The organism is Mesobacillus sp., assembly GCF_047739415.1.
In the GTDB taxonomy this organism is placed as follows: domain Bacteria; phylum Bacillota; class Bacilli; order Bacillales; family Cytobacillaceae; genus Mesobacillus.
Genome location: NZ_JBIQOE010000076.1, coordinates 1 through 19,101, shown reverse-complemented (window position 1 = coordinate 19,101; position 19,101 = coordinate 1). Strand labels below are relative to the sequence as shown.

General features: G+C 44.1%; 19 protein-coding genes. 14 read left to right on the top strand and 5 right to left on the bottom strand.

Annotation, left to right across the window (positions count from 1 at the left end; translation table 11 throughout):
• Positions 1–413: 413 nt before the first annotated feature.
• A complete protein-coding gene (locus tag ACH0QE_RS06690; protein WP_415799921.1) occupies positions 414–596 on the top strand; it encodes a DUF3896 family protein in 183 nt (60 codons plus the stop codon).
• 41 nt (positions 597–637) lie between these two features.
• On the opposite strand, the gene ACH0QE_RS06685 is transcribed toward ACH0QE_RS06690, so the two are convergent.
• Positions 638–1,138, bottom strand: coding sequence for a hypothetical protein (locus ACH0QE_RS06685; protein WP_415799920.1), 501 nt, complete (start codon positions 1,136–1,138; stop codon positions 638–640).
• Between the two features lie 96 nt (positions 1,139–1,234).
• On the opposite strand from ACH0QE_RS06685, the gene ACH0QE_RS06680 reads away from it, so the two are divergent.
• The 8 genes from ACH0QE_RS06680 (at position 1,235) to ACH0QE_RS06645 (ending at position 10,146) form a co-directional block, all read left to right on the top strand.
• Positions 1,235–1,819: a vWA domain-containing protein gene (locus tag ACH0QE_RS06680; RefSeq protein ID WP_415799919.1), complete on the top strand. Its 585-nt coding sequence runs from the start codon at positions 1,235–1,237 to the stop codon at positions 1,817–1,819.
• A 25-nt stretch (positions 1,820–1,844) separates the two neighbouring features.
• Positions 1,845–2,492 carry a DUF4352 domain-containing protein gene (locus ACH0QE_RS06675; RefSeq protein ID WP_415799918.1) on the top strand — a complete coding sequence of 216 codons (648 nt, stop codon included), beginning with the start codon at positions 1,845–1,847 and terminating at the stop codon, positions 2,490–2,492.
• 258 nt (positions 2,493–2,750) lie between these two features.
• Positions 2,751–3,827, top strand: a complete 1,077-nt coding sequence (locus tag ACH0QE_RS06670; RefSeq protein ID WP_415799916.1) for a hypothetical protein — start codon at positions 2,751–2,753, stop codon at positions 3,825–3,827.
• A 127-nt stretch (positions 3,828–3,954) separates the two neighbouring features.
• Positions 3,955–4,641, top strand: coding sequence for a response regulator transcription factor (locus ACH0QE_RS06665; protein WP_415799915.1), 687 nt, complete (start codon positions 3,955–3,957; stop codon positions 4,639–4,641).
• Complete coding sequence (locus ACH0QE_RS06660) at positions 4,625–6,034, top strand: HAMP domain-containing sensor histidine kinase (protein ID WP_415799914.1); 1,410 nt, start codon at positions 4,625–4,627, stop codon at positions 6,032–6,034. The genes ACH0QE_RS06665 and ACH0QE_RS06660 overlap by 17 nt, the downstream gene beginning before the upstream one ends.
• A 383-nt stretch (positions 6,035–6,417) precedes the next feature.
• Positions 6,418–8,256 (top strand): polysaccharide biosynthesis protein, encoded by a 1,839-nt coding sequence (locus tag ACH0QE_RS06655; protein ID WP_415799913.1) that lies wholly within the window; start codon positions 6,418–6,420, stop codon positions 8,254–8,256.
• A 70-nt stretch (positions 8,257–8,326) separates the two neighbouring features.
• Complete coding sequence (locus tag ACH0QE_RS06650) at positions 8,327–9,475, top strand: DegT/DnrJ/EryC1/StrS family aminotransferase (RefSeq protein WP_415799912.1); 1,149 nt, start codon at positions 8,327–8,329, stop codon at positions 9,473–9,475.
• Between the two features lie 14 nt (positions 9,476–9,489).
• The gene (locus ACH0QE_RS06645; protein ID WP_415799922.1) at positions 9,490–10,146 is read left to right on the top strand and encodes a sugar transferase; all 657 of its coding nucleotides are present in this window, start codon (positions 9,490–9,492) and stop codon (positions 10,144–10,146) included.
• Between the two features lie 21 nt (positions 10,147–10,167).
• Here ACH0QE_RS06645 and ACH0QE_RS06640 read toward each other — a convergent pair whose 3' ends face one another.
• Genes ACH0QE_RS06640 through ACH0QE_RS06630 form a run of 3 tightly spaced genes read right to left on the bottom strand, consistent with a single transcriptional unit; the run spans position 10,168 to position 13,153 of the window.
• Positions 10,168–11,082 (bottom strand): NAD-dependent epimerase/dehydratase family protein, encoded by a 915-nt coding sequence (locus ACH0QE_RS06640; protein WP_415799911.1) that lies wholly within the window; start codon positions 11,080–11,082, stop codon positions 10,168–10,170.
• 4 nt (positions 11,083–11,086) lie between these two features.
• Complete coding sequence (locus ACH0QE_RS06635) at positions 11,087–12,091, bottom strand: glycosyltransferase family 2 protein (protein WP_415799910.1); 1,005 nt, start codon at positions 12,089–12,091, stop codon at positions 11,087–11,089.
• Entirely contained in the window at positions 12,092–13,153 is a 1,062-nt protein-coding gene (locus tag ACH0QE_RS06630; RefSeq protein ID WP_415799908.1) for a glycosyltransferase family 4 protein, read from the bottom strand. It abuts the gene before it with no gap.
• A gap of 162 nt (positions 13,154–13,315) precedes the next feature.
• Here ACH0QE_RS06630 and ACH0QE_RS06625 point away from each other — a divergent pair, with 162 nt between their 5' ends.
• From ACH0QE_RS06625 to proC, 4 genes are all read left to right on the top strand, one after another.
• A complete protein-coding gene (locus ACH0QE_RS06625) occupies positions 13,316–13,966 on the top strand; it encodes a YveK family protein (RefSeq protein WP_415799907.1) in 651 nt (216 codons plus the stop codon).
• Positions 13,967–13,990: 24 nt separating this feature from the next.
• Entirely contained in the window at positions 13,991–15,409 is a 1,419-nt protein-coding gene (locus ACH0QE_RS06620; RefSeq protein ID WP_415799906.1) for an oligosaccharide flippase family protein, read from the top strand.
• Positions 15,406–16,599: an O-antigen ligase family protein gene (locus ACH0QE_RS06615; protein WP_415799905.1), complete on the top strand. Its 1,194-nt coding sequence runs from the start codon at positions 15,406–15,408 to the stop codon at positions 16,597–16,599. Before ACH0QE_RS06620 ends, ACH0QE_RS06615 begins: the two co-directional genes overlap by 4 nt.
• Before the next feature lie 190 nt (positions 16,600–16,789).
• Complete coding sequence (gene proC, locus ACH0QE_RS06610; RefSeq protein WP_415799904.1) at positions 16,790–17,638, top strand: pyrroline-5-carboxylate reductase; 849 nt, start codon at positions 16,790–16,792, stop codon at positions 17,636–17,638.
• Positions 17,639–17,677: 39 nt separating this feature from the next.
• Here proC and ACH0QE_RS06605 read toward each other — a convergent pair whose 3' ends face one another.
• The gene (locus ACH0QE_RS06605; protein WP_415799903.1) at positions 17,678–18,154 is read right to left on the bottom strand and encodes a hypothetical protein; all 477 of its coding nucleotides are present in this window, start codon (positions 18,152–18,154) and stop codon (positions 17,678–17,680) included.
• A gap of 168 nt (positions 18,155–18,322) precedes the next feature.
• Here ACH0QE_RS06605 and ACH0QE_RS06600 point away from each other — a divergent pair.
• Positions 18,323–19,101, top strand: a 779-nt coding sequence (locus tag ACH0QE_RS06600) for an ABC transporter ATP-binding protein (protein WP_415799902.1), incomplete at its 3' end; no start/stop codon positions are given.

The window sequence follows — 19,101 nt, the reverse complement described above, 5'->3', positions numbered from 1 at the left end:
TCATGAAGTTTTCTTAATCCAGCTCCAGCGCCTAGCCCCTCGAGACGCTTCGGTCCGCACAATGAAGTCAAAGAACGACTTCACCGGTCGGCCCTCCAGCGCTTGTCGGGGCTGAACGAGGCGCTTGCGCTTTTTGTTCTTATCCCTCTTATATATAGGATTCTCGGAAAGAATCATCATATGCATAAACTGAATGGTATTCATTATACTTGAAATGCAGAAATATGCGACCAGGAATTTGAAATGTAAGGGAATTTTTACAAAGGGATGTACCCAATTGACAATTATGTGTAAAAGTATAATTCGATAGAAGGTTTCACAAAATCACAATATTTTCACTGATACCCTAAAGTGTGTGGAGAGTATAATGGAGATATAAGAAAGCGGTTTCATTTCAAGGAAGGGTGTTGGACATGAACTATCAAGAAGTCAAATCTCAATTAGAAGCATTGCAGATGCAGTTGGCGAATAAAATGCAGAATCCAAACCTGTCTATAGATGAAAAATCGGAGCTTCAGAGGGCTATTGCAAACTACGATTATATTATCGAGCTGACTTGCATGAACCATTTTGAGCGCGGAACTAGCATTCATTAAAAAAAACAAAGCCTGGAGGTTCAATTTCCTCCAGGCTGTTTTTATAGTACGCCACCCAAAGGCTTCTGGCTAAAATAATCCAATGCATAATTGACCTGATGGATTTCATATATATTTCTTTCAATGCAAAACTGAATCACAAGGTCAGATGTTTCACTGTCAGACAAAGAGTAGCCGGCAGAGCTTAACAGCTTGTCGGTTTCTTTTTTGTTCAATTCAAGCGCCAGAGCAAGTGCGATAACGGTATTCTTGCTTGGCCTGTATTCAGGGTTGGAGCGGATCTTTGAAAAATGCCTGCGGTCTATTCCCGCTTTTTTATAAATTTCAGCGTCAGAAGCGGCTCCCTTTTTATCGATAAAATCAAACAGTACTTTTTGCAATGTCGGCTTCCGTTTCTGCGCGATGAACGTTTCTAACTCTAATGGAGAAATACTCTCCAGGACAAAGTCCTCTAGTGGTGCAGCAGACTTTTCATATAGGATGATCGTCATATTCTGATCGATATACTCCTGTAAATCTGCCAATATCTTTTTATCCAGCATGGGGTCAGCCTCCTTAAAATGTCGCTTAACAGGCGACCAATATATGGATGAATCTAGTTATGATTATATCAGATTCAACCTAGGAGGATGATAGTGATGAATAACAATTTAACGGAAATCATTTTTTTGCTGGACCGGAGCGGCTCAATGGCAGGGCTCGAGAGCGACACTGTTGGCGGCTTCAATGCTTTCGTGAAAAAACAGTCCCAACTTGCAGGCGAAACAATACTGACAACGGTGCTTTTTGATGATGAATATGAAGTGCTTTGGAACGGCATTGATGCGAGGGGGGCGAAGCTGACAGAAGATGAGTACTATGTCCGCGGGACGACAGCCCTTTTGGATGCCGTGGGAAAGACGATACTCGATGTTGGCTACCGTCTGGCGAAAACAATGGAAGACCGCAAGCCAGGCAAGGTCATCTTCGTAATCACGACAGATGGCATGGAGAATGCGAGCAGTGAATTCACATATGGAAAAGTGAAGGAATTGATCCAGCACCAGCAGGAAAGGTACAACTGGGAATTCATCTTCATGGGTGCGAATATCGATGTCGCCAAGGAAGCCGACAGCCTCGGAATCAATGTTGAGAATTCCTTTAAATTCGAAGCCTCAGAAAAAGGCATTGAAAACATGTATGAGATGGTTTCAGAATCCATTATGGAAAAAAGAATGAAGTAGAAATTATGATCCAGGAGGAATAGTCATGTCAAGCAATAATTTAGGAACCTGCAAGACTTGCGGAAAAGAAATTGCCAAAGGTGTGAATAAATGCCCTCACTGCGGGAAAGACCAGCGCAGCTTTTTCGGGCGACATAAAATTTTAAGTTTCATTGGTATATTGATTTTGGCGGGAATCATCGGTTCAGCTCTTGGAGGAGGAGAAGGGTCGAGTACAGAAGATAGCTCTGCTACAACAGCATCTGCACCGGTAAAAGAAGAAACAGTATATAAGGTGGGAGAAGTTATTCAAGCAGACAAAGTTGAAATCACTGTTACAAAGTTTGAAGAAAAAGACCAGGTTGGCAATGAATTCATCAACAAAGAGGTATCAGAAGGCGGTACGTTTGTTGCAATCCAATACAAAATCAAGAACACTTCAAAGAAGCCGGTGGGGATGTTTGATTATCCTAATGTCCGTCTGGTAGATGAAGAAGGAACAGAGTTTGACGCCGATATTGACGCATCTTCCAACTACGCAATTGAGACTAATGTCGACAATGCCAAGATTGCAAGCGACTTAAATCCTGGAATTACCGTTACAGATACAAAAGTGTTTGAAGTGTCGAAGGAAAGTTTTGCTGCAGGAAAATGGTTTATCAAGGTTGGCGACGAGAAAGTACAGTTGAAGTAACAGGTCGAACCCGGAGTATTTCCGGGTTTCCTTATTTTCCTTTCGATTTGACATTTCCCGGACATAAAAGATTTTCAAGAAATCAATGATATAGGGTGAAACCCGGCTATTTTGTCCAACTAAAGCTTATCTAATTTTTTTTCGTTTTTTTTCTCATCTGACATTTTGCTGACATATTCACACGGTAAATTATGAGTATAAGGTTCATGTCCATCTTGAACCTAAAAAAAAAGAATGGTTTTTAGGAGGATGTCAGATATGAAAAAGAAATCAGTTATTGGATTCACGATTGCAGGCGCATTATTGCTTGGAGGGTATGCAACTACTTCTCTGGCTAATGATGACAGTACGACGAGCTCAGCTGCCGCCACTGTTAAAAGTTTTTTCGGTAAAGGGTTTGGCCATAAGGGATTTTACGGAGGTAACTCAGAGGCACTGATCGAAAGGGCAAAAGAACTTGGAATCAGTACATCAGGTAAAGATGCTCAAACCTTAATGGGTGAAATTCGTGAAGCTACACTTAAAAATGAAGCAAAAGAACTGGGAATCAAGACAGACGGCAAAGATGTCGCAACGCTGGCTGAGGAAGTCCAATTGGCCAAACTTAAGGAGAGAGCCAAGGATTTGGGAATCTCGACCGATGGGAAGGATGCGGCAGCACTTCATGATGCTATCCGTTTAGAGAACCTTAAGGATAAGGCGAAAGATCTTGGCGTCTCAACAGACAACAAAGATGCTCAGACTATAATGGAAGAGATCCGCACAGCGAACTTGAATAAAAAAGCCAAAGAGCTCGGTGTCTCCACTGAGGGTAAAGACCTGCAGACACTGCAGCAGGAAGTTCATACTGCTTATATAAACCAAGAGGCTAAGGAGTATGGAATTACAGTAGACGGCAAGGATATCCGCGAAATCGCGCAAGAGGTCCAGTCTGCCAAAGTAAAAGCAGACGCAAAAGAGCTGAACATCACGATTGACGGGAAAACAATCGGCGAAATCGCCCAGGAAGTACAGGAAAAGAAAGTCGTGAACCTGGCGAAGGAACTTGGAATATCCACTGCAGATAAAGATACCCGCAACCTTATGGAAGAGATTAGAGATAAAGATGCTGACAAGCTTGAGGTGTTGTTCGAAGACGGATTCGGGCGACATGGAATGGGCTTTGGGAATGGCGGAGGTTTCGGAATGGGCAATGGCTTTGGAAATGGTGAAGGCTTCGGAAAAGGCAGTGGTTTTGGACATGGAGGCGGCAAAGGCGGTATGGGACATGGCGGTTTTAGTGGTGAAGGCGGCCGTGGCGGCATGCACCATAACGGCGGTGGACAAGGCTTTTAATGTTAAATAATATACTTGATCCCCCGGTATCTAGCGGGGGATTTTTCTTGTAAAATAAGGAGTAGAAAATGGACCGGAATGACGGGCTCCAGAGTGAAAGCGTTCTAGTAGGATGGGAGAGGCGATTATGAAGACCATTTTAATCGTAGAAGATGAACAAACGATCTCAAGAGTGTTGGCCGTCTACCTGAAGCATGAAGGCTATGAGGTCGTACAGGTCTTAGACGGAAAGGAAGGGCTCGATCTATTTGCTCAGCACCAGCCCAATCTTGTTCTGCTGGATGTGATGCTTCCGGAAATGGACGGCTGGGATGTTCTAAAGGAAATTCGCAAAATCAGCTCCTGTCCGGTCATCATGCTGACTGCCCTTGGGGACATTGATTATCGTTTGAAAGGGCTGAACCAGGGAGCAGATGATTATATTTCCAAGCCTTTTATTGGTGAAGAAGTGGTTGCCAGGGTAAATGCCGTTCTTCGCCGTTCTTCCCAAGTTCTTGAAACGGAAAACATGAAACAGTTTGGCAGTCTGAAAATCAACATGGATTCGCATGTCGTTACAGTCAATGGCGAAAAAGTGGTGTTGACGCCAAAAGACCTCAGTTTGCTGATTTTCCTGGCGGAGAGGCCAAACCGGACCTTCACAAGGGAAGATTTAATCGAACATGTATGGGGGATGGATTACGACGGTAGCGACCGCGCAGTGGACCTATCGATAAAAAGAATCCGCCATTCCCTGGCGAAGTGGCCCGCGTCACAGGGAGAGATCACGACATTAAGAGGATTGGGGTATCAGTTCAGTGTTTACGAAAAATAAAAAGCACGTGACATTGTTGAGATATTGGACAACCAGATATCTTCTGACTCTGGTTGTCGGGCTTCTCTTGCTCGGTGCGGGATCGGTGTGGTGGATCAAGGAAACGACGCTGGAAAACCGATTGAAGTTAATGGAGTATATGGCGGTTGAAACTGCCGACCGGGTCGAACAGTCCAATAATTTAGGCGGTTTTGACCGTAGAATGGAAGACCGGACAAGATTCTTCGAAATGGAAAATCAGCCACTGCTTTTCATTACCGATATGGAAGGAAATGTTCTGAATACGGGTCCGATGCATGGTGGAGGCGGTCCACGCCATATATCAAAAAATGTGCCTATAGAGGTAATTGCAAGTGAGGATTCAATTAAGAAACTCACTGAAAATGGAACAGATATCTATGCTGTTAAGGCACCAATCACCATCGATCAGCTTCAGGCCGGCTGGATTGTAGTGATGCAAAACGCTAGTGATTTGACTGACGTCGACCAGGAATACCGTTTGTTATTCATTTTATTGCTGGGACTTGGCTTGCTTGGATGGGTAGTTATTTATCTTCTCACCAAAAGAATCCTCAAACCGATCCAGGATGTAGCGCGGGCAGCGACACAGGTGCGTGAGGGGGATTATGACATCAAGCTTGATTCCAACCCAAAGGAACTTGAAATATATGAACTAGTTACTTCTTTTAAAGAAATGAGCAGCCGATTGACCCAGCTTGAGCAAATGCGTGCCGAGCTGCTGGCTGGTGTGACGCATGATTTAAAAACTCCTGTGACCTCGATCAGCGGGCTCGTCCAGGCTGTACGGGACGGAGTCGTAACAGGGGAGGAGCGCCAGGAATTCCTGGACATCACGCTGAAGGAAATCCAGAGATTGCAAACAATGATTTCTGATTTGCTGGACTTCAATTCACTGGCAGCAGGTGCCTTCACGATCCGTACAGAGAATTGTGATATGAACAAAATCGTTGAGGATATCGGGAGGCAGTGGCAGGTCACGCAAAATGAACACGTTGACTTAAAGGTCATGACGCCTGACGACACCATACATGCTATGACTGATCCATTGCGATTGCAGCAAATCTTGATAAACCTATTGAATAACTCCTATCAGGCTATCGGCCATGGTGGTACTATATCCCTCATTCTTTCAGACGGAAGAATTGATGTAAAAGATACAGGTTCAGGGATTCCAGAAGCAGAGCAGGCGCTGGTGTTTGAGCGCTTCTTTCGGGGTGAGAAGAAAAAGCTCAAAGTCAGGGGCCTCGGACTCGGCCTGCCTTTCAGCAAAATGCTCGCTCGTTCCCTGAGGGCAAATCTGATTTTAAAAGAAAGTAACACTAATGGAACGACATTTTCTCTTGTTTGGGAGAAAAAAGAAGAATCAAATTGATATGTAGAATGCCTTCCCGGAGTAGGGAAGGTGTTTTTTATAGATAAAAAAACTCTGAAATGTCCCCAGAAACTGTGATCAGCCAGCTTACATACATGGTTTAACTACTGCAAGACCCAGTGGCTATGAGCAGAAGGAGTCATATACGGGGATTGAATTGATAGCCTTGGTATTCATTTTGTCGATGGATGGTAGGTCGGGAGTCCCGTTGGGTTATCAAAGAAAAGAATCGAAATAAATCAATTAATTATCAGATTACAGTAGCAAATGGGCGCATAGGTCAATATCCTAATGTGTATAGGAAGATACTCCTTGAAAAAAGGAAGTGAACGGTAAATTGTAGGAGGGTTAAGAAAAATGATTTTATAGAAGAGGGTAAAAAGATGCGTAAACGAAGAAACCGTTTGATGTTTATGATAAGTGACATGGTCATTATTTCCCTTTCCGTAGTGATGAGCTTTTATATTCTAATGGAAGGGAAAACGACTCATTTTGATGGTTACAGTATGTTTCAAAGCTTGATGATTGTTCTTCCAGTATGCCTGCTAGCCTTTGTTTTGTATAAGGTTTATCACAGGCTGTGGAAGTATGCCAGCATTATCGAAGCGATGCTTGTATTTAAGGCTGTTTCTCTTGCGGTGATTACCTCTTTTTTAGTCCAGTTCCTTCTTGAAAGTCTTCAGGTCGTACGCCATATTTCTCCTGCAATTTACTTGCTTTTCTGGTTATTTATCTTAACTGGTATTTTCACATCCCGCTTTATTTTCAGGTATAGACAGGAGTCGAAATACCCCATTAACCTAGAAAGGGAAAGGGCACTGATTGTTGGCGCCGGTGATGCGGGGATGCTCGTTGCAAAAGAGCTTAAAAACTATCGGAAAACGTTGCTTCCGGTAGCAATGATTGATGACAATGCCTCGAAGCAGAGAATGAGGATTTTTGGTATTCCGATTGTGGGTGGCAGGGAAGATATCCCTCTAGCTGCTGAGCGCTACCAAGTCCATACAATCGTCATCGCGATGCCTTCTGCTTCCAAGAGGGAAATAGCAGAGGTCGTGAACATTTGCAAGAAGACAAAATGCAATGTGAAAATCCTGCCTCGTGTCAGCGATATTATTGACGGAAAAGTATCCGTTAACAAGATCAGGGATGTGGAGGTTGAGGATCTACTGGGCAGGGATCCTAGTATTCTTGATCTGCAAGGGATTTCTGAATACCTTGAATCCAAGACAGTACTGGTCACTGGTGCAGGCGGCTCGATCGGGTCGGAGTTATGCCGCCAGCTTACAAGGTTCAAATTGAAGGAATTGATTATGCTAGGCCACGGAGAAAATAGCATTTACCAAATTAAGAGTGAACTAATGAAGAAGAATTCCGATCTCGTTCTAACTGGGCTGATTGGCGATATCCAGGATAGAAAAAGAGTGAACAGCATCTTCGGAAAATATAAACCGCAAATTGTCTTCCATGCGGCCGCGCATAAACATGTTCCAATTATGGAAGATAATCCGCTTGAAGCGATCAAGAATAATGTTATCGGTACAAGGAATTTAGCGGAAGCAGCAGACGCCAGCGGAACTGAACGGTTTGTACAGATTTCAACAGACAAAGCGGTAAGGCCGACGAGTATCATGGGAGCTACGAAAAGAGCGGCTGAAATGGTCATTCAGGCAATGGATGAAAAAAGTGATACTAATTTTTGTATTGTGCGATTTGGAAATGTATTAGGAAGCCGTGGCAGCGTGGTGCCATTGTTCAAAAAACAAATCCAGGAAGGTGGTCCTGTCACGCTGACACATCCGGACATGGTCAGGTATTTCATGACCATCCCTGAAGCCGTCCAGCTCGTCATCCAGGCTGGCGCCTTTGTGAAGGGAGGGGAGCTTTTCCTTCTCGATATGGGTGAGCCAGTAAAAATCAAGCATTTGGCAGAGACATTGATCTCCCTATCTGGACTCGAGCCGGGAATCGATATAGAACTGAAGTACACCGGAATCCGTCCGGGGGAAAAATTGTATGAAGAATTACTGACAACTGAAGAAGAGATACAGGATACAGAGCACCATTTAATATTCAGGGCAAAGAATGTCTCGGTCAGCGATCCTGACTTTTTTAGTAAATTGATAAAGCTCGAGGACCTGGCAGAACAGGAAAAAGGGGATTCAGACATTCTGTTGCCAGTTCTTAAATCGATTGTTCCAACCTATCAACCAAACAAATAAGAGCCGCACCCTATTCCACAGTAAGTTTCCTGCCATCACACCACTCACAACCAAAGAAAGGAGGCTTGTTGTGAAAGTTCCCTTTTATACCCCTTATATTGGCCAGGAGGAAATAGATGAGGTTACCTCGGCAATTCAGTCAAATTGGCTGACAAAAGGCCAGAGGACGAAAAATTTCGAGGGAAAGTTTGCCCAGTATGTAGGAAGCAAACATGCTCTTGGCCTGAATTCCTGTACGGCGGGACTGCACCTCGCCCAAAAAGTCCTCGGCATTGGCGAAGGAGACCAGGTCATCACCACGCCTTATACTTTTGCGGCAACAGTGAATACGATTCTCCATTGTGGAGCAGAGCCCGTACTTGTCGACATTGATCCACTGACGATGAACATTGATCCCCAAGAAATTGAAAAAGCAATAACTCCAAAAACAAAAGCAATCATACCGGTTCATTTTGCGGGTTTTCCGTGTGAAATGGGTATGATCATGGATATTGCCAGGCGCCATAATGTTAAGGTGATCGAGGATGCTGCCCATGCAGTCTATACAAAATATCATGATCGCTTAGTCGGAAGCATAGGCGATATAACCTGTTTCAGCTTTTACGCCACGAAGAACTTATGTACAGGAGAGGGCGGAATGATCACGTCAGATGATGAGGAGCTGATGAATGAACTCCAAGTCTTGAGCCTGCATGGAATGAGCAAGAATGCCTGGAACCGCTATTCTGATAAAGGAACGTGGTTTTACGAGATTGAAAGTCCGGGTTACAAATACAATATGACAGATATTCAGGCATCACTCGGTATCGTCCAGCTTGGTAAATTAGAAGAAATGCAGACTTTGAGAAGAAAGGTAGCACATCAATACCAGACTTCTTTCTCGGAGGTTGAGCAGCTGCAGGTACCGCATGATGATCCGAAGCATCGGCACGCATGGCATTTGTATCCTATCAGATTGAAGGGTGACACCCTCAAAATTGGCCGGGATGAATTCATAGAGAAGCTAAAGGAAGCGGGAATAGGCACGAGTGTGCATTTTATTCCGATTCCAATCCATCCGTTTTATAAGAAATTAGGTTACAAGATTGCCGACTATCACCACACATTAAAGGCATATGAAGGAGTCATCTCGCTCCCTTTATTTCCGGGGATGACTGAAAAGCAGACGGAGTATGTCATACAACAGGTCTTAAATCTAGTAGACCAGTATAAAAAGTGAGAAGGTGAAGCAGCCTGCATAAAAGGATTCTTGATCTCACTGTATCTATTGTTGCCCTGGCTCTGTTATTCCCCGTTTTTATCCTTGCTGCGGCAGGGATAAAATTAACAAGCCCCGGTCCTGTGCTTTACAAAGCCAAAAGAATAGGGCTGGGAGGAGGACCATTTATCATGTATAAATTCAGGACGATGCATGTCCTTCAGGCGGAAAAAAGACTGATCACCAGCGTTGATGACCCAAGAATTTTCTTCTTCGGTTCATTGCTTCGAAAAGCGAAGGTGGATGAATTGCCGCAGCTATTGAATGTCCTGAAGGGAGATATGTCGATCGTTGGTCCCAGGCCGGAGGATCCTGTCATTGTGGAAAGGAACTATACGGAAGAGCAGTTACGAACCCTTGATGTTTTGCCGGGATTAACGAGCCCAGGGAGCCTTTATTATTACACATCCGGAGAGTCTTTGTTGACAGGGGATAATACCGATGAAAAATATATTGAAGGCGTCATGCCTATGAAACTGGCAATTGATCTTTATTACACAGAAAATATTTCTTTTATTTACGATTTGCAAATCATGCTTCGAACAGCTTATGTGATCGTCGCGAAGCTGGCTGGCCGGAACGACTTCAAAGAGATTTGGGAATGTTCGAAAATAAGATTCGAAAAGAAGTAGCCCCTTGATTAGGGGCTATTTTTATGGATTATAAAATTTATATGTCTCTGCCAAACTTTGTTCCAGAGTGTATTGCGGAGTCCAATTCAATTCTTGTTTTGCTTGTGTATTGTCCAGCTGGCTGTGGAGAATGTCACCTGGCCTGGACGCTTCATATGAAACAACCAATCTTGTATTTGATACCTTCTCTAAGTGTCTAACCAACGAGTTAAGAGAGGTTTTAGTATTGGTCCCAATATTGAACGTGGCTTTGCTTCCGGCTGTCAATGCCGCGAGATTGGCGGCGGCGAGATCTTTTACATAAATAAAATCACGGGTTTGCTCGCCATCACCGTAGATGGAAAGCGGCTTTCGCTGTTTAAGGCGGTCCATGAAGATCGAAATGACACCGCCCTCCCCGCGAGGGTCCTGTTTGGGGCCAAATACATTAGCGTAACGGAGAATACTATAATCAATCCCGTAAAGAGTGGAAAACAATCGGATATAATGCTCCGCGGTTAATTTTGAAAGTCCGTAAAACGATTCTGGCTGCAACGGATGTTTTTCATCCACTCCAAGGTATTGAGGGTTCCCATATACAGCTGCCGATGATGCAAAGATGATTTTCCCTGTCTTATATTGTTCACAAAATTTCAGAAGCGAAAGGGTGCCGGTAATATTAATATCAGCGTCAGTCCGCGGATCCACCAGCGATTTTGGGACACTGACCTGGGCTGCCTGGTGGATTACCACATCGGGACGTACAAGCTTGAAAACGACAGACAGATCTGCGCTATCCAGCAGGTCTACCGGGAAGAAAGCAGTGCGGGATGGCACATACTCTCTTTTTCCAGTGGAGAGATTATCAACGATGAACACCTCATGGCTGGCTTTGAGCAATTCCTCTGCTATTGTCGAGCCGATGAATCCGGCACCACCTGTTACCAATACTTTCATAACATCATCTCCTTTTTTTAATGATCAAGCTTGCTATGCCGAAGATGTTGCCGAATCCATAGGAAAAATGAAGGATTGGGAAAGAGAGCAGAAGGCAAAGGCTGAACAGGATTTTCGGTTTCTTGACGGGCCTGCTTGTTTTAAAAGCAAAAAAAGCTGCGGCTGCCAGATACATGATTAGTTGGAGGAATAATAGGGTTGGTATAAAGACAGAAAAGAATACTAGAGTTGCGGTGAATAGGAGAGGGATGCATTTGCGTATGGCAGGGACTTTTTTGTGCTTCGATAAAGTCCTGGTTGTCCAGTATCCATAGCGATAGTATTGCTGCCATAAATCGATGTAGGCTGGACGCGCGTAATATTCAAGGATAATCGCTGGATTCAAGAGGATCTTCAATCCTTTTGCCCGGGCTCTGAGACAGAAATCATAATCCTCATCGCCCAAAAGTTCTTCGTCATATCCACCTAAGAGTTCCCATGTTTCCTTTGTAAAAGCGCCAAAGGGTACCGTATCGGTCTCCACGATTTCATTTCCCTGATACGTACGGTAGGAGGCATTGCCAATGCCGAATGGATGGCAGACCGCTGTGGAGATGGCAGTGGATACTATCGTGTCTGAGCTTGGAGAAATCCTGAGCCTTCCGCCGGCTATGCCGTTAAAGTCAATAGATTCCAGGGTCCTAACCGCTTCGGAGATGTAATTTTCTGGCGCCTTTGTATGACCGTCAATCCGGACGATGGTCTCTGCAGAAGCAGCTCCACATGCCAGATTCAGCGATCGGGGAATCGACCTTTGCGGGTTTGTCAGCAGCCTAATTTCCCGGTTGGCCTTTAAGTTTTTCGCTAGCTTAAGAATAATATCCCTCGTCCTGTCGGTTGAATTCCCATCGACGACGAGGATTTCAACCAGGCCATCCCAGGATTGGTAATTCATGCTCTCGATCACTTCTGATATATACTTTTCTTCATTGTATACGGGAATGATGACCGAAATTTTACTTGTTCCCATTTACATCCTCCTCTCCTCGAGTACTTCCAGGTACACTTGCTTTGTTTCATGGATCATCGTCTGGAGATTGAATTTGGATTCAGCTGCTCTTCTTGCAGTTGCCCGAAGCCGTTCTGCCTTCTCTTTATCCATCAATAGCTCGGTAATCTTTGAGGCGAATTGATCCGCTGAATGCGTCTTAATAAGGATTCCTGTTTTCTCATCGACAACTGCTTCGCTGATTCCCCCGACATCGATTGTCACTACCGGAGTGCCAACCGCGAATGCCTCGAGGATGCTCATTGGGAAAGCCTCCCGAAAGGAAGTCAGGACAAAGACATCAATTGATGCCAGGAAAGCATCCGGGTTGCTGATATCCCCGAGCATACGGACTCTGTCCTCCAGTCCAGACTGCTTGATTCTTTGCTGTATTTTCCCACGGTCCGGCCCATCCCCGGCAATAACGAATTCATAGCTTCCTTCATCCATCTTTTCGGCGATATCCAGGAAGAAGGGAATATTCTTTTCCGGAGAGATCCTACCTAGTATTCCGACTGTTTTTTTGCCTCGATCATGCCTGCTGTTCACATACTGGAACTGCTGCAGATCCACTCCGTTATAAATGGTCTTTATTTTTGACGCAGGGACACCTATTATGGCCAGTTCATCTGCCTGGGCACGATAAACAGTGATCGTTCTTTCCACAAAGTATTTTAAAAGAACCACAAGCAAGGACGGAAAATAATGATCCAGCAGTGTCACATTATGCTTCGTATAAATCAGCTTTATCCGAGGAAAGCAGCATTTTAAAAGAAGGGCGTGGAACAGCATTCTCAGGCTGTTGGCATGGATGGCTGAAATGTCTTTTTTCACAATTAGCCAGAACAAAATGAAAAGGTTCGTAATGGGGTTGCCGCTAATGGCCGTAAAATTGGCTGGATTGCTTAAGTATTGGACAAATGAGCCTTTCCTGGCAGCGGTATAAATCTGCAGCTTTTCGTCAGGAATCAAATTCTCGCACTTAACAAAATATCTCTCGGCACCCCCCGTATCCAGGAAGTCTGTTATAAATAATAGATTCATTGTATTCATCCTCATTTTAAAAAAGATATCTCGAAAAATAGTTTATGCTCGACATGGGAATTTGGTAACAATCGCTGGATGCCCGGGCAGTAAAAAGGAACCTTTTTCGTGAAAATCGATATAAATAATACAGTCATATGAACGTGGAAGGGGGAAGTGTGTTTGTCAATCATAGAACTTTTAGGGGTGCTGAGGCGGAGAGTGAAGCTGATCGCTGCTGCGTTTTTTAGCGTCGTTCTTCTGGCTTTGATATTGCTGCAGTTTGTCTTAAATCCTGTCCACCAGTATAAAAAGCAAATTTTAATTGGAAACATCAATACTTCCTCTTCATATGTAGACCCAATTACAAATGAACAGCTAATTCAAACGTATATAGATTTGGTTGAAAGCTCGGCAGTACTTGAGCCTGTCATTTCAAAACTAGAGCTGAAGCGTACAGTCAAGGAGGTCCAGGATCACTTATTCATTTCAAATAATAAAAACTCTTTGGTCGTGACTTTGGCGGTCCACGATAAGAGTCCGGACCTGGCGAGGGAAATCGCAAATGAGATTGCTGAATCGTCTGCCGTTGAATTCAAGGAAGTCACCGAGGTCGATGTTGTCCATATCCTCGAAGGAAAGGGCAATCAGACAAAGCCGGAAAAGATTTTTCCGAATATGGTTGTATCGATGGTGATCGCTGCCGTGGTTGGCCTTTTTGCTGGACTTGGAATAGCGCTGCTGAAGGATTATTTTGATAACGCCGGAAAGAATTCATCAGCGAAGGAATTCACCAGGGTGCGCACCAGCAAGGGCGATAGGAATAAGTACTAGGTCGGAATAAAAGTGGGGAAGGTTATGAGCAAGGCTGGCAAAAACGGTATCGGAAAAAATGTCTTTCATCTGTTTTACAGCACAGCCCTTTCCAGAGGGATCAATACGGTGGTGCTGATTGTACTGGTTAACTATTTAAACACTGAGAATTATGGAATGTTCAGCGTGGCACTGGCATTTGCGATGGTCATGGGGTATTTTACCGACGCAGGCCTGAGCAATACTGTGCTGAGGGAGGGGTCCAAACAGAATGCGGATGTTGCAGCCATTGTTGTTTCCTATATAAAATTGCGGGCCATCCTTCTTGCTGCGACATTTTTGGCTTCGTATGCCATCATCCATTTTTCATATGACCAGCCACAGTTGAAAGGGATCATGCTTTCCCTGGTCATTCCAATGGTTGCCGGACTTGCGCTGCAAAGTATTGGGGTCACGTACTTCCAGCTGAAAGAGAAGATGGAGTATTTAGGTTATATTCGCATTTGTTCTTCGCTGGTGCTGGTGATCTTCATTCCAATCGGCATGTTGTTATCGCTTCATGTGCTCATCATCGCCTTTTTGTTTGGGCTTTCCTATCTAATCGCTGGTTTTTACGGCCTGTATCTGGTGGGAAGACAGGTCAAGCTTGACCTCCAGACTCCTTTTAAGAGATCTCTTCTGAAAAATATCTGGTCCTTTGTGCTGAGCGGTTTGCTGATTATGCTCCTGCCGCAATTGGGTCCGCTCGTCCTTGAAAAAACGATCACAATGACTGAAGTGGGGATCTTTGCAGTGGCATACCGGATTCCATCGGCACTCTATCAGATTCCAGGTGTCATCGCGGGAGCGTTTTACCCGGTGCTCTTCCACCATTTCCACCATGGTGAACAGCAGGAACACTTGAGGCTGAACATTCTCCAGGCAAAAATAATGGGGCTCATCGGCATGCTTATGACCATCCCGGTTTTCTTTTTGTCGAATGAAATGGTTTCCCTACTTTTCGGCGCAAAATGGGAGGCAGCGGCAGAACCGTTGAAAATTGCCGGACTGATTTTATTTTTCCAGAGCATCAGTATCGCTTTTGCCGACGGACTGACGACGAAAAATCTCCAGACGAGGCGAACGGCAGTCCAGTTTGCCATTGTTGTGGCAGCGCTGTTTCTCTATTACCTTTTAAGCGGAGAATTTGCGGTCATGGGGGCCGTCTATGCTGCAGTCTTGATCGAAATCATTTCCGTCCTTGGGTTTCTGGCAATGAACCCGGATCGCTGGGCCATCGCCAAAAGGGCTGCGATTTATATTGTTTTTTTTGCAGTGTGCTTCTACGGCATCGATTTTTTACTGCCAGGCAATCCGTACTTAGCGTCTTTCGCTAGCTTTGTTTCCATCTGTCTGCTCTGCATGCTGGATCAGGAGCTGAGAAAATTGATCCTTTCTTTGAAAAAGAGGAGGGATGTCTCTTGAAACAAAATCGGAAATATCTCGTCCTTATGGGACTTTTCATATTGATCCATCTGGGGAAATACAGCATTGATGTCGGGTTTTCATTGCAGCCGTATATGCTGCTGCTGTTTGGGTATTATCTCTTTCATCTCCGGGAAGTCGTTTTTGAAAAAACAACTGAACATGAAGCGACTATGTATTTGTTTTATCTGTACTATGCTTTTACAGGAGTGTTTTCCTTATTCCCGGCAAGCAGCCTGCGGATCATCCTCGGCTTCATTCTTGTCATCTGCTGCTATCTATTAATGAAATCGTTAATAGCTGGCTTTCCGACTAAGGTTATCGAAAAGGCTGTTGCAAATGCAGGACTGCTATTCAATGGCTTGAGTCTGCTTCTGTACTTTTACGGGCTGAAACAGCTGGGTTTCCAGCTCTCGTCCGGAGGAGATGAAGACATCCGTATGCATGGGGTGCTCCTGGACCGGGATTATCCACGGCTGATCGGCCTTCTCGATGACCCGAATTTTTATATCCTTCACAATACACTTTTTTTTGCCTATTACTTAACTAACCTGCAAACCCGTAATAATCGATATGGTCTGTTGTTGGCTGCCGTATGCAATGTGCTGACCTTTTCGCGTGGAGGACTCGCTGCCATGCTGTTCATCGTTGTGATGTACATTTTTATCAAGCGGGTAAAAATATGGACACTCTTGAAAACCTTCAGCATCTCTATTGCTGTAGGATTCATTGTTTCTCGCTTCACGAATTTCAACATATTTGGAATGATCACAGACAGAATGACTGGAATTGGAAATGACGGTGGCAGCGGCCGGTTTGAGATATGGGATAAAGCGCTGCAGTATTTCCTTGGCAGTCCACTGGTCGGAATCGGTGTCTTCAACTTTTCAGACTATTATCTGAGAGATACAGGCAAACTTAAGTACGTGCATAATACCTTCCTGGAAGTGTTAGCCGAATCAGGAGTGATCGGCATTTCCTTATTCCTGGTCATGCTGGCTTTTATCTTTGCTAAGCTGCAGACAGGTAAGATTTACAGAAATGCCCCATACCTCTATCTGGCTTACTTTGGCATCCTGATCCAGATATTTTTCCTTTCAAGCATTCCCAATGAGATGTTTTTTCTGTTTTTAGCTGTTCTCTATCCTTACATCATTAAGGAAAATTTCACTTCCCGTATTCGGCCGTAATATCCATTCTCATGTCATTAACGATGGTTTACTCCATAAAATGTTCCTTATAAACAGAATGTTTCCGCTTTCATTCACTATCTCGCCAGTATGCTCCCGAATTGGCCTGATATCCTTGAATCTCAATCTGAGGATGTTACTATAGGTAACGTTGATAAAATGTGAACGGAAATATACTTTTATGAGGTGAATGCGGTTGTTAAAACATAAAAAAGTAGCTTTTTTAGGTGCCGGATCAATGGCGGAAGCAATGATTTCAGGTGTAGTCAAGTCAGGTAAAATGCGCGCGGGAAATGTTTATGTTACGAACAAGAGCAACGTTGCGAAACTGGAGCGATTGGAATCCAGATATGGAATCAATGCGATGCCCCAGGCTGAATTGCCTTATGAAGATATCGATATGTTTATTTTAGCGATGAAGCCAAAAGGAGCAGCGGGAGCTCTTGAGGCTTTGAAGGATAAATTAGTCCCTGGCCAGGTGGTTGTGTCCGTTCTGGCAGGTATTTCAACAGGATTCATGGAAGATAACCTTAAAGATGGCCAGCAGGTTGTCCGCGTCATGCCGAACACATCAAGCATGATTCAGGAATCAGCCACTGCTATTTCACCAGGGTTGCACACAACGGACGAAAACATCGAGGATATAAAAGAGCTTTTAAGCAGTATGGGCAAAGTGTTCCTGATTGAAGAAGAGCAGATGGATATCTTCACAGGCCTTGCCGGAAGCGGCCCAGCTTATTTTTACTACTTGATGGAGCATATGGAGCGTGTCGGCAGGGAAAACGGCATGGACGAAAAAATGGCTCGTGAAATTATTGCCCAGACAATCCTTGGTGCGGCAAAAATGATCATCGAAAAAGACGAAACTCCAGAGGTCCTCAGGAAAAATGTGACCTCTCCAAATGGAACGACAGCATCAGGTTTGAATGCGTTAAGGAAGTACAATGGCGGAACGGCCATCTCCCAGGCAGTCAATCATGCTGCGAACCGCTCAAAAGAAATCAATCGAGAACTTGAAGGAGTCCTAATTCCTTCTTAATAAAACGAACGCTCCGGGCATAGAGCCCCGGAGCGTTTTTTACATATATAACCTATAGCCTCGCATCTTCTCGAACAGGTATTGTACCCCATACAGTAAGTAGGCTTTGTAATGCAGGTAGAAAAAGAACTGAAGATGACTTAGCTTATTCAATCTGATGATTTTTAGCTTTTTGAGCACATCGATGAAAAAGAAGGCAAAAATCGCGTCGGCAATCGCATTAAGCGTAATGAACTTTTTGAAATTCCCAAACGAGTACTTCAGCAGCCACATCGATAGCGGCATATATGGTCCAATGCTGAATGGAAGTTCATCCCTGAGGAATGACTTTCGTTTATTGTAAAACTTCCACCACTGCCTTTTGTGACCATACAAATGGTTGATAATCTCAAACCCAATAATAAAAATACCAGCAAAAGAGAAACGCTTGAAGTTTCTTTTGCCAATGAATAATAATGACAGCCATGGAACGGCAATGATTATCACATTAAACAGAAAGTGTTTTCTTGAAATCAATTATGTATTCACCTCAACCGCAGTTCGATTCTTCTATAAACTGTCCAATATTTAGTAAAAATAACCCTATATTGAATAAATATCCTCTGAGTTTATTTTTTCAAAATTATTGAAATAGTGTCACTCCTTGGCATATAATCACTTGAAGATATTTAAGGAGATAGGAAAATGATACGAAGATTCTTTACTTACTACCGCCCTCATCGGCGGTTATTCATCATTGACTTCAGCAGCGCGGTAATTGTTGCCTTGCTGGAGCTTGCTTTTCCGCTCGCCGTGCAATGGTTTATTGATACCTTATTGCCTGGCGGGAACTGGAATATGATCGTCAGTGTAAGCGTTGGGTTGCTGCTGTTGTATGTTATCAGCACATTGCTTCAATTCATCGTCAATTACTGGGGCCATAAGCTGGGAATCAATATCGAGACAGACATGAGGCAGCAGCTGTTCCAGCATGTACAGAAGCAATCGTTCCGCTTTTTCGATAATACGAAAACAGGGCACATCATGAGCCGCATCACCAATGATCTTTTTGATTTGGGCGAGCTGGCACACCACGGGCCGGAGGATTTATTCATTGCGGTGATGACCTTTGTCGGCGCGTTCTGGATTATGCTGACAATCAACGTAAATCTGGCATTGACTATGATGATCATCGTGCCGTTTTTGATTTGGCTAATTACCTATTCCAACCTGAAGATGAACGCGGCATGGAAAAACATGTACACAGATATTGCCGATGTGAATGCCAGGGTTGAGGACAGTGTGTCGGGAGTCCGGGTGGTCCAGTCTTTTACAAATGAAGATTTTGAGATTGAGAGATTCACGAAGAATAACCGCAAGTTCCGTCTTGCAAAGTTGACTGCCTATAAGGTGATGTCATTCAGTTCATCTGGCATTTATATGCTGACCAGGCTGATTGTTCTTGTAGTCCTTGTGTATGGGGC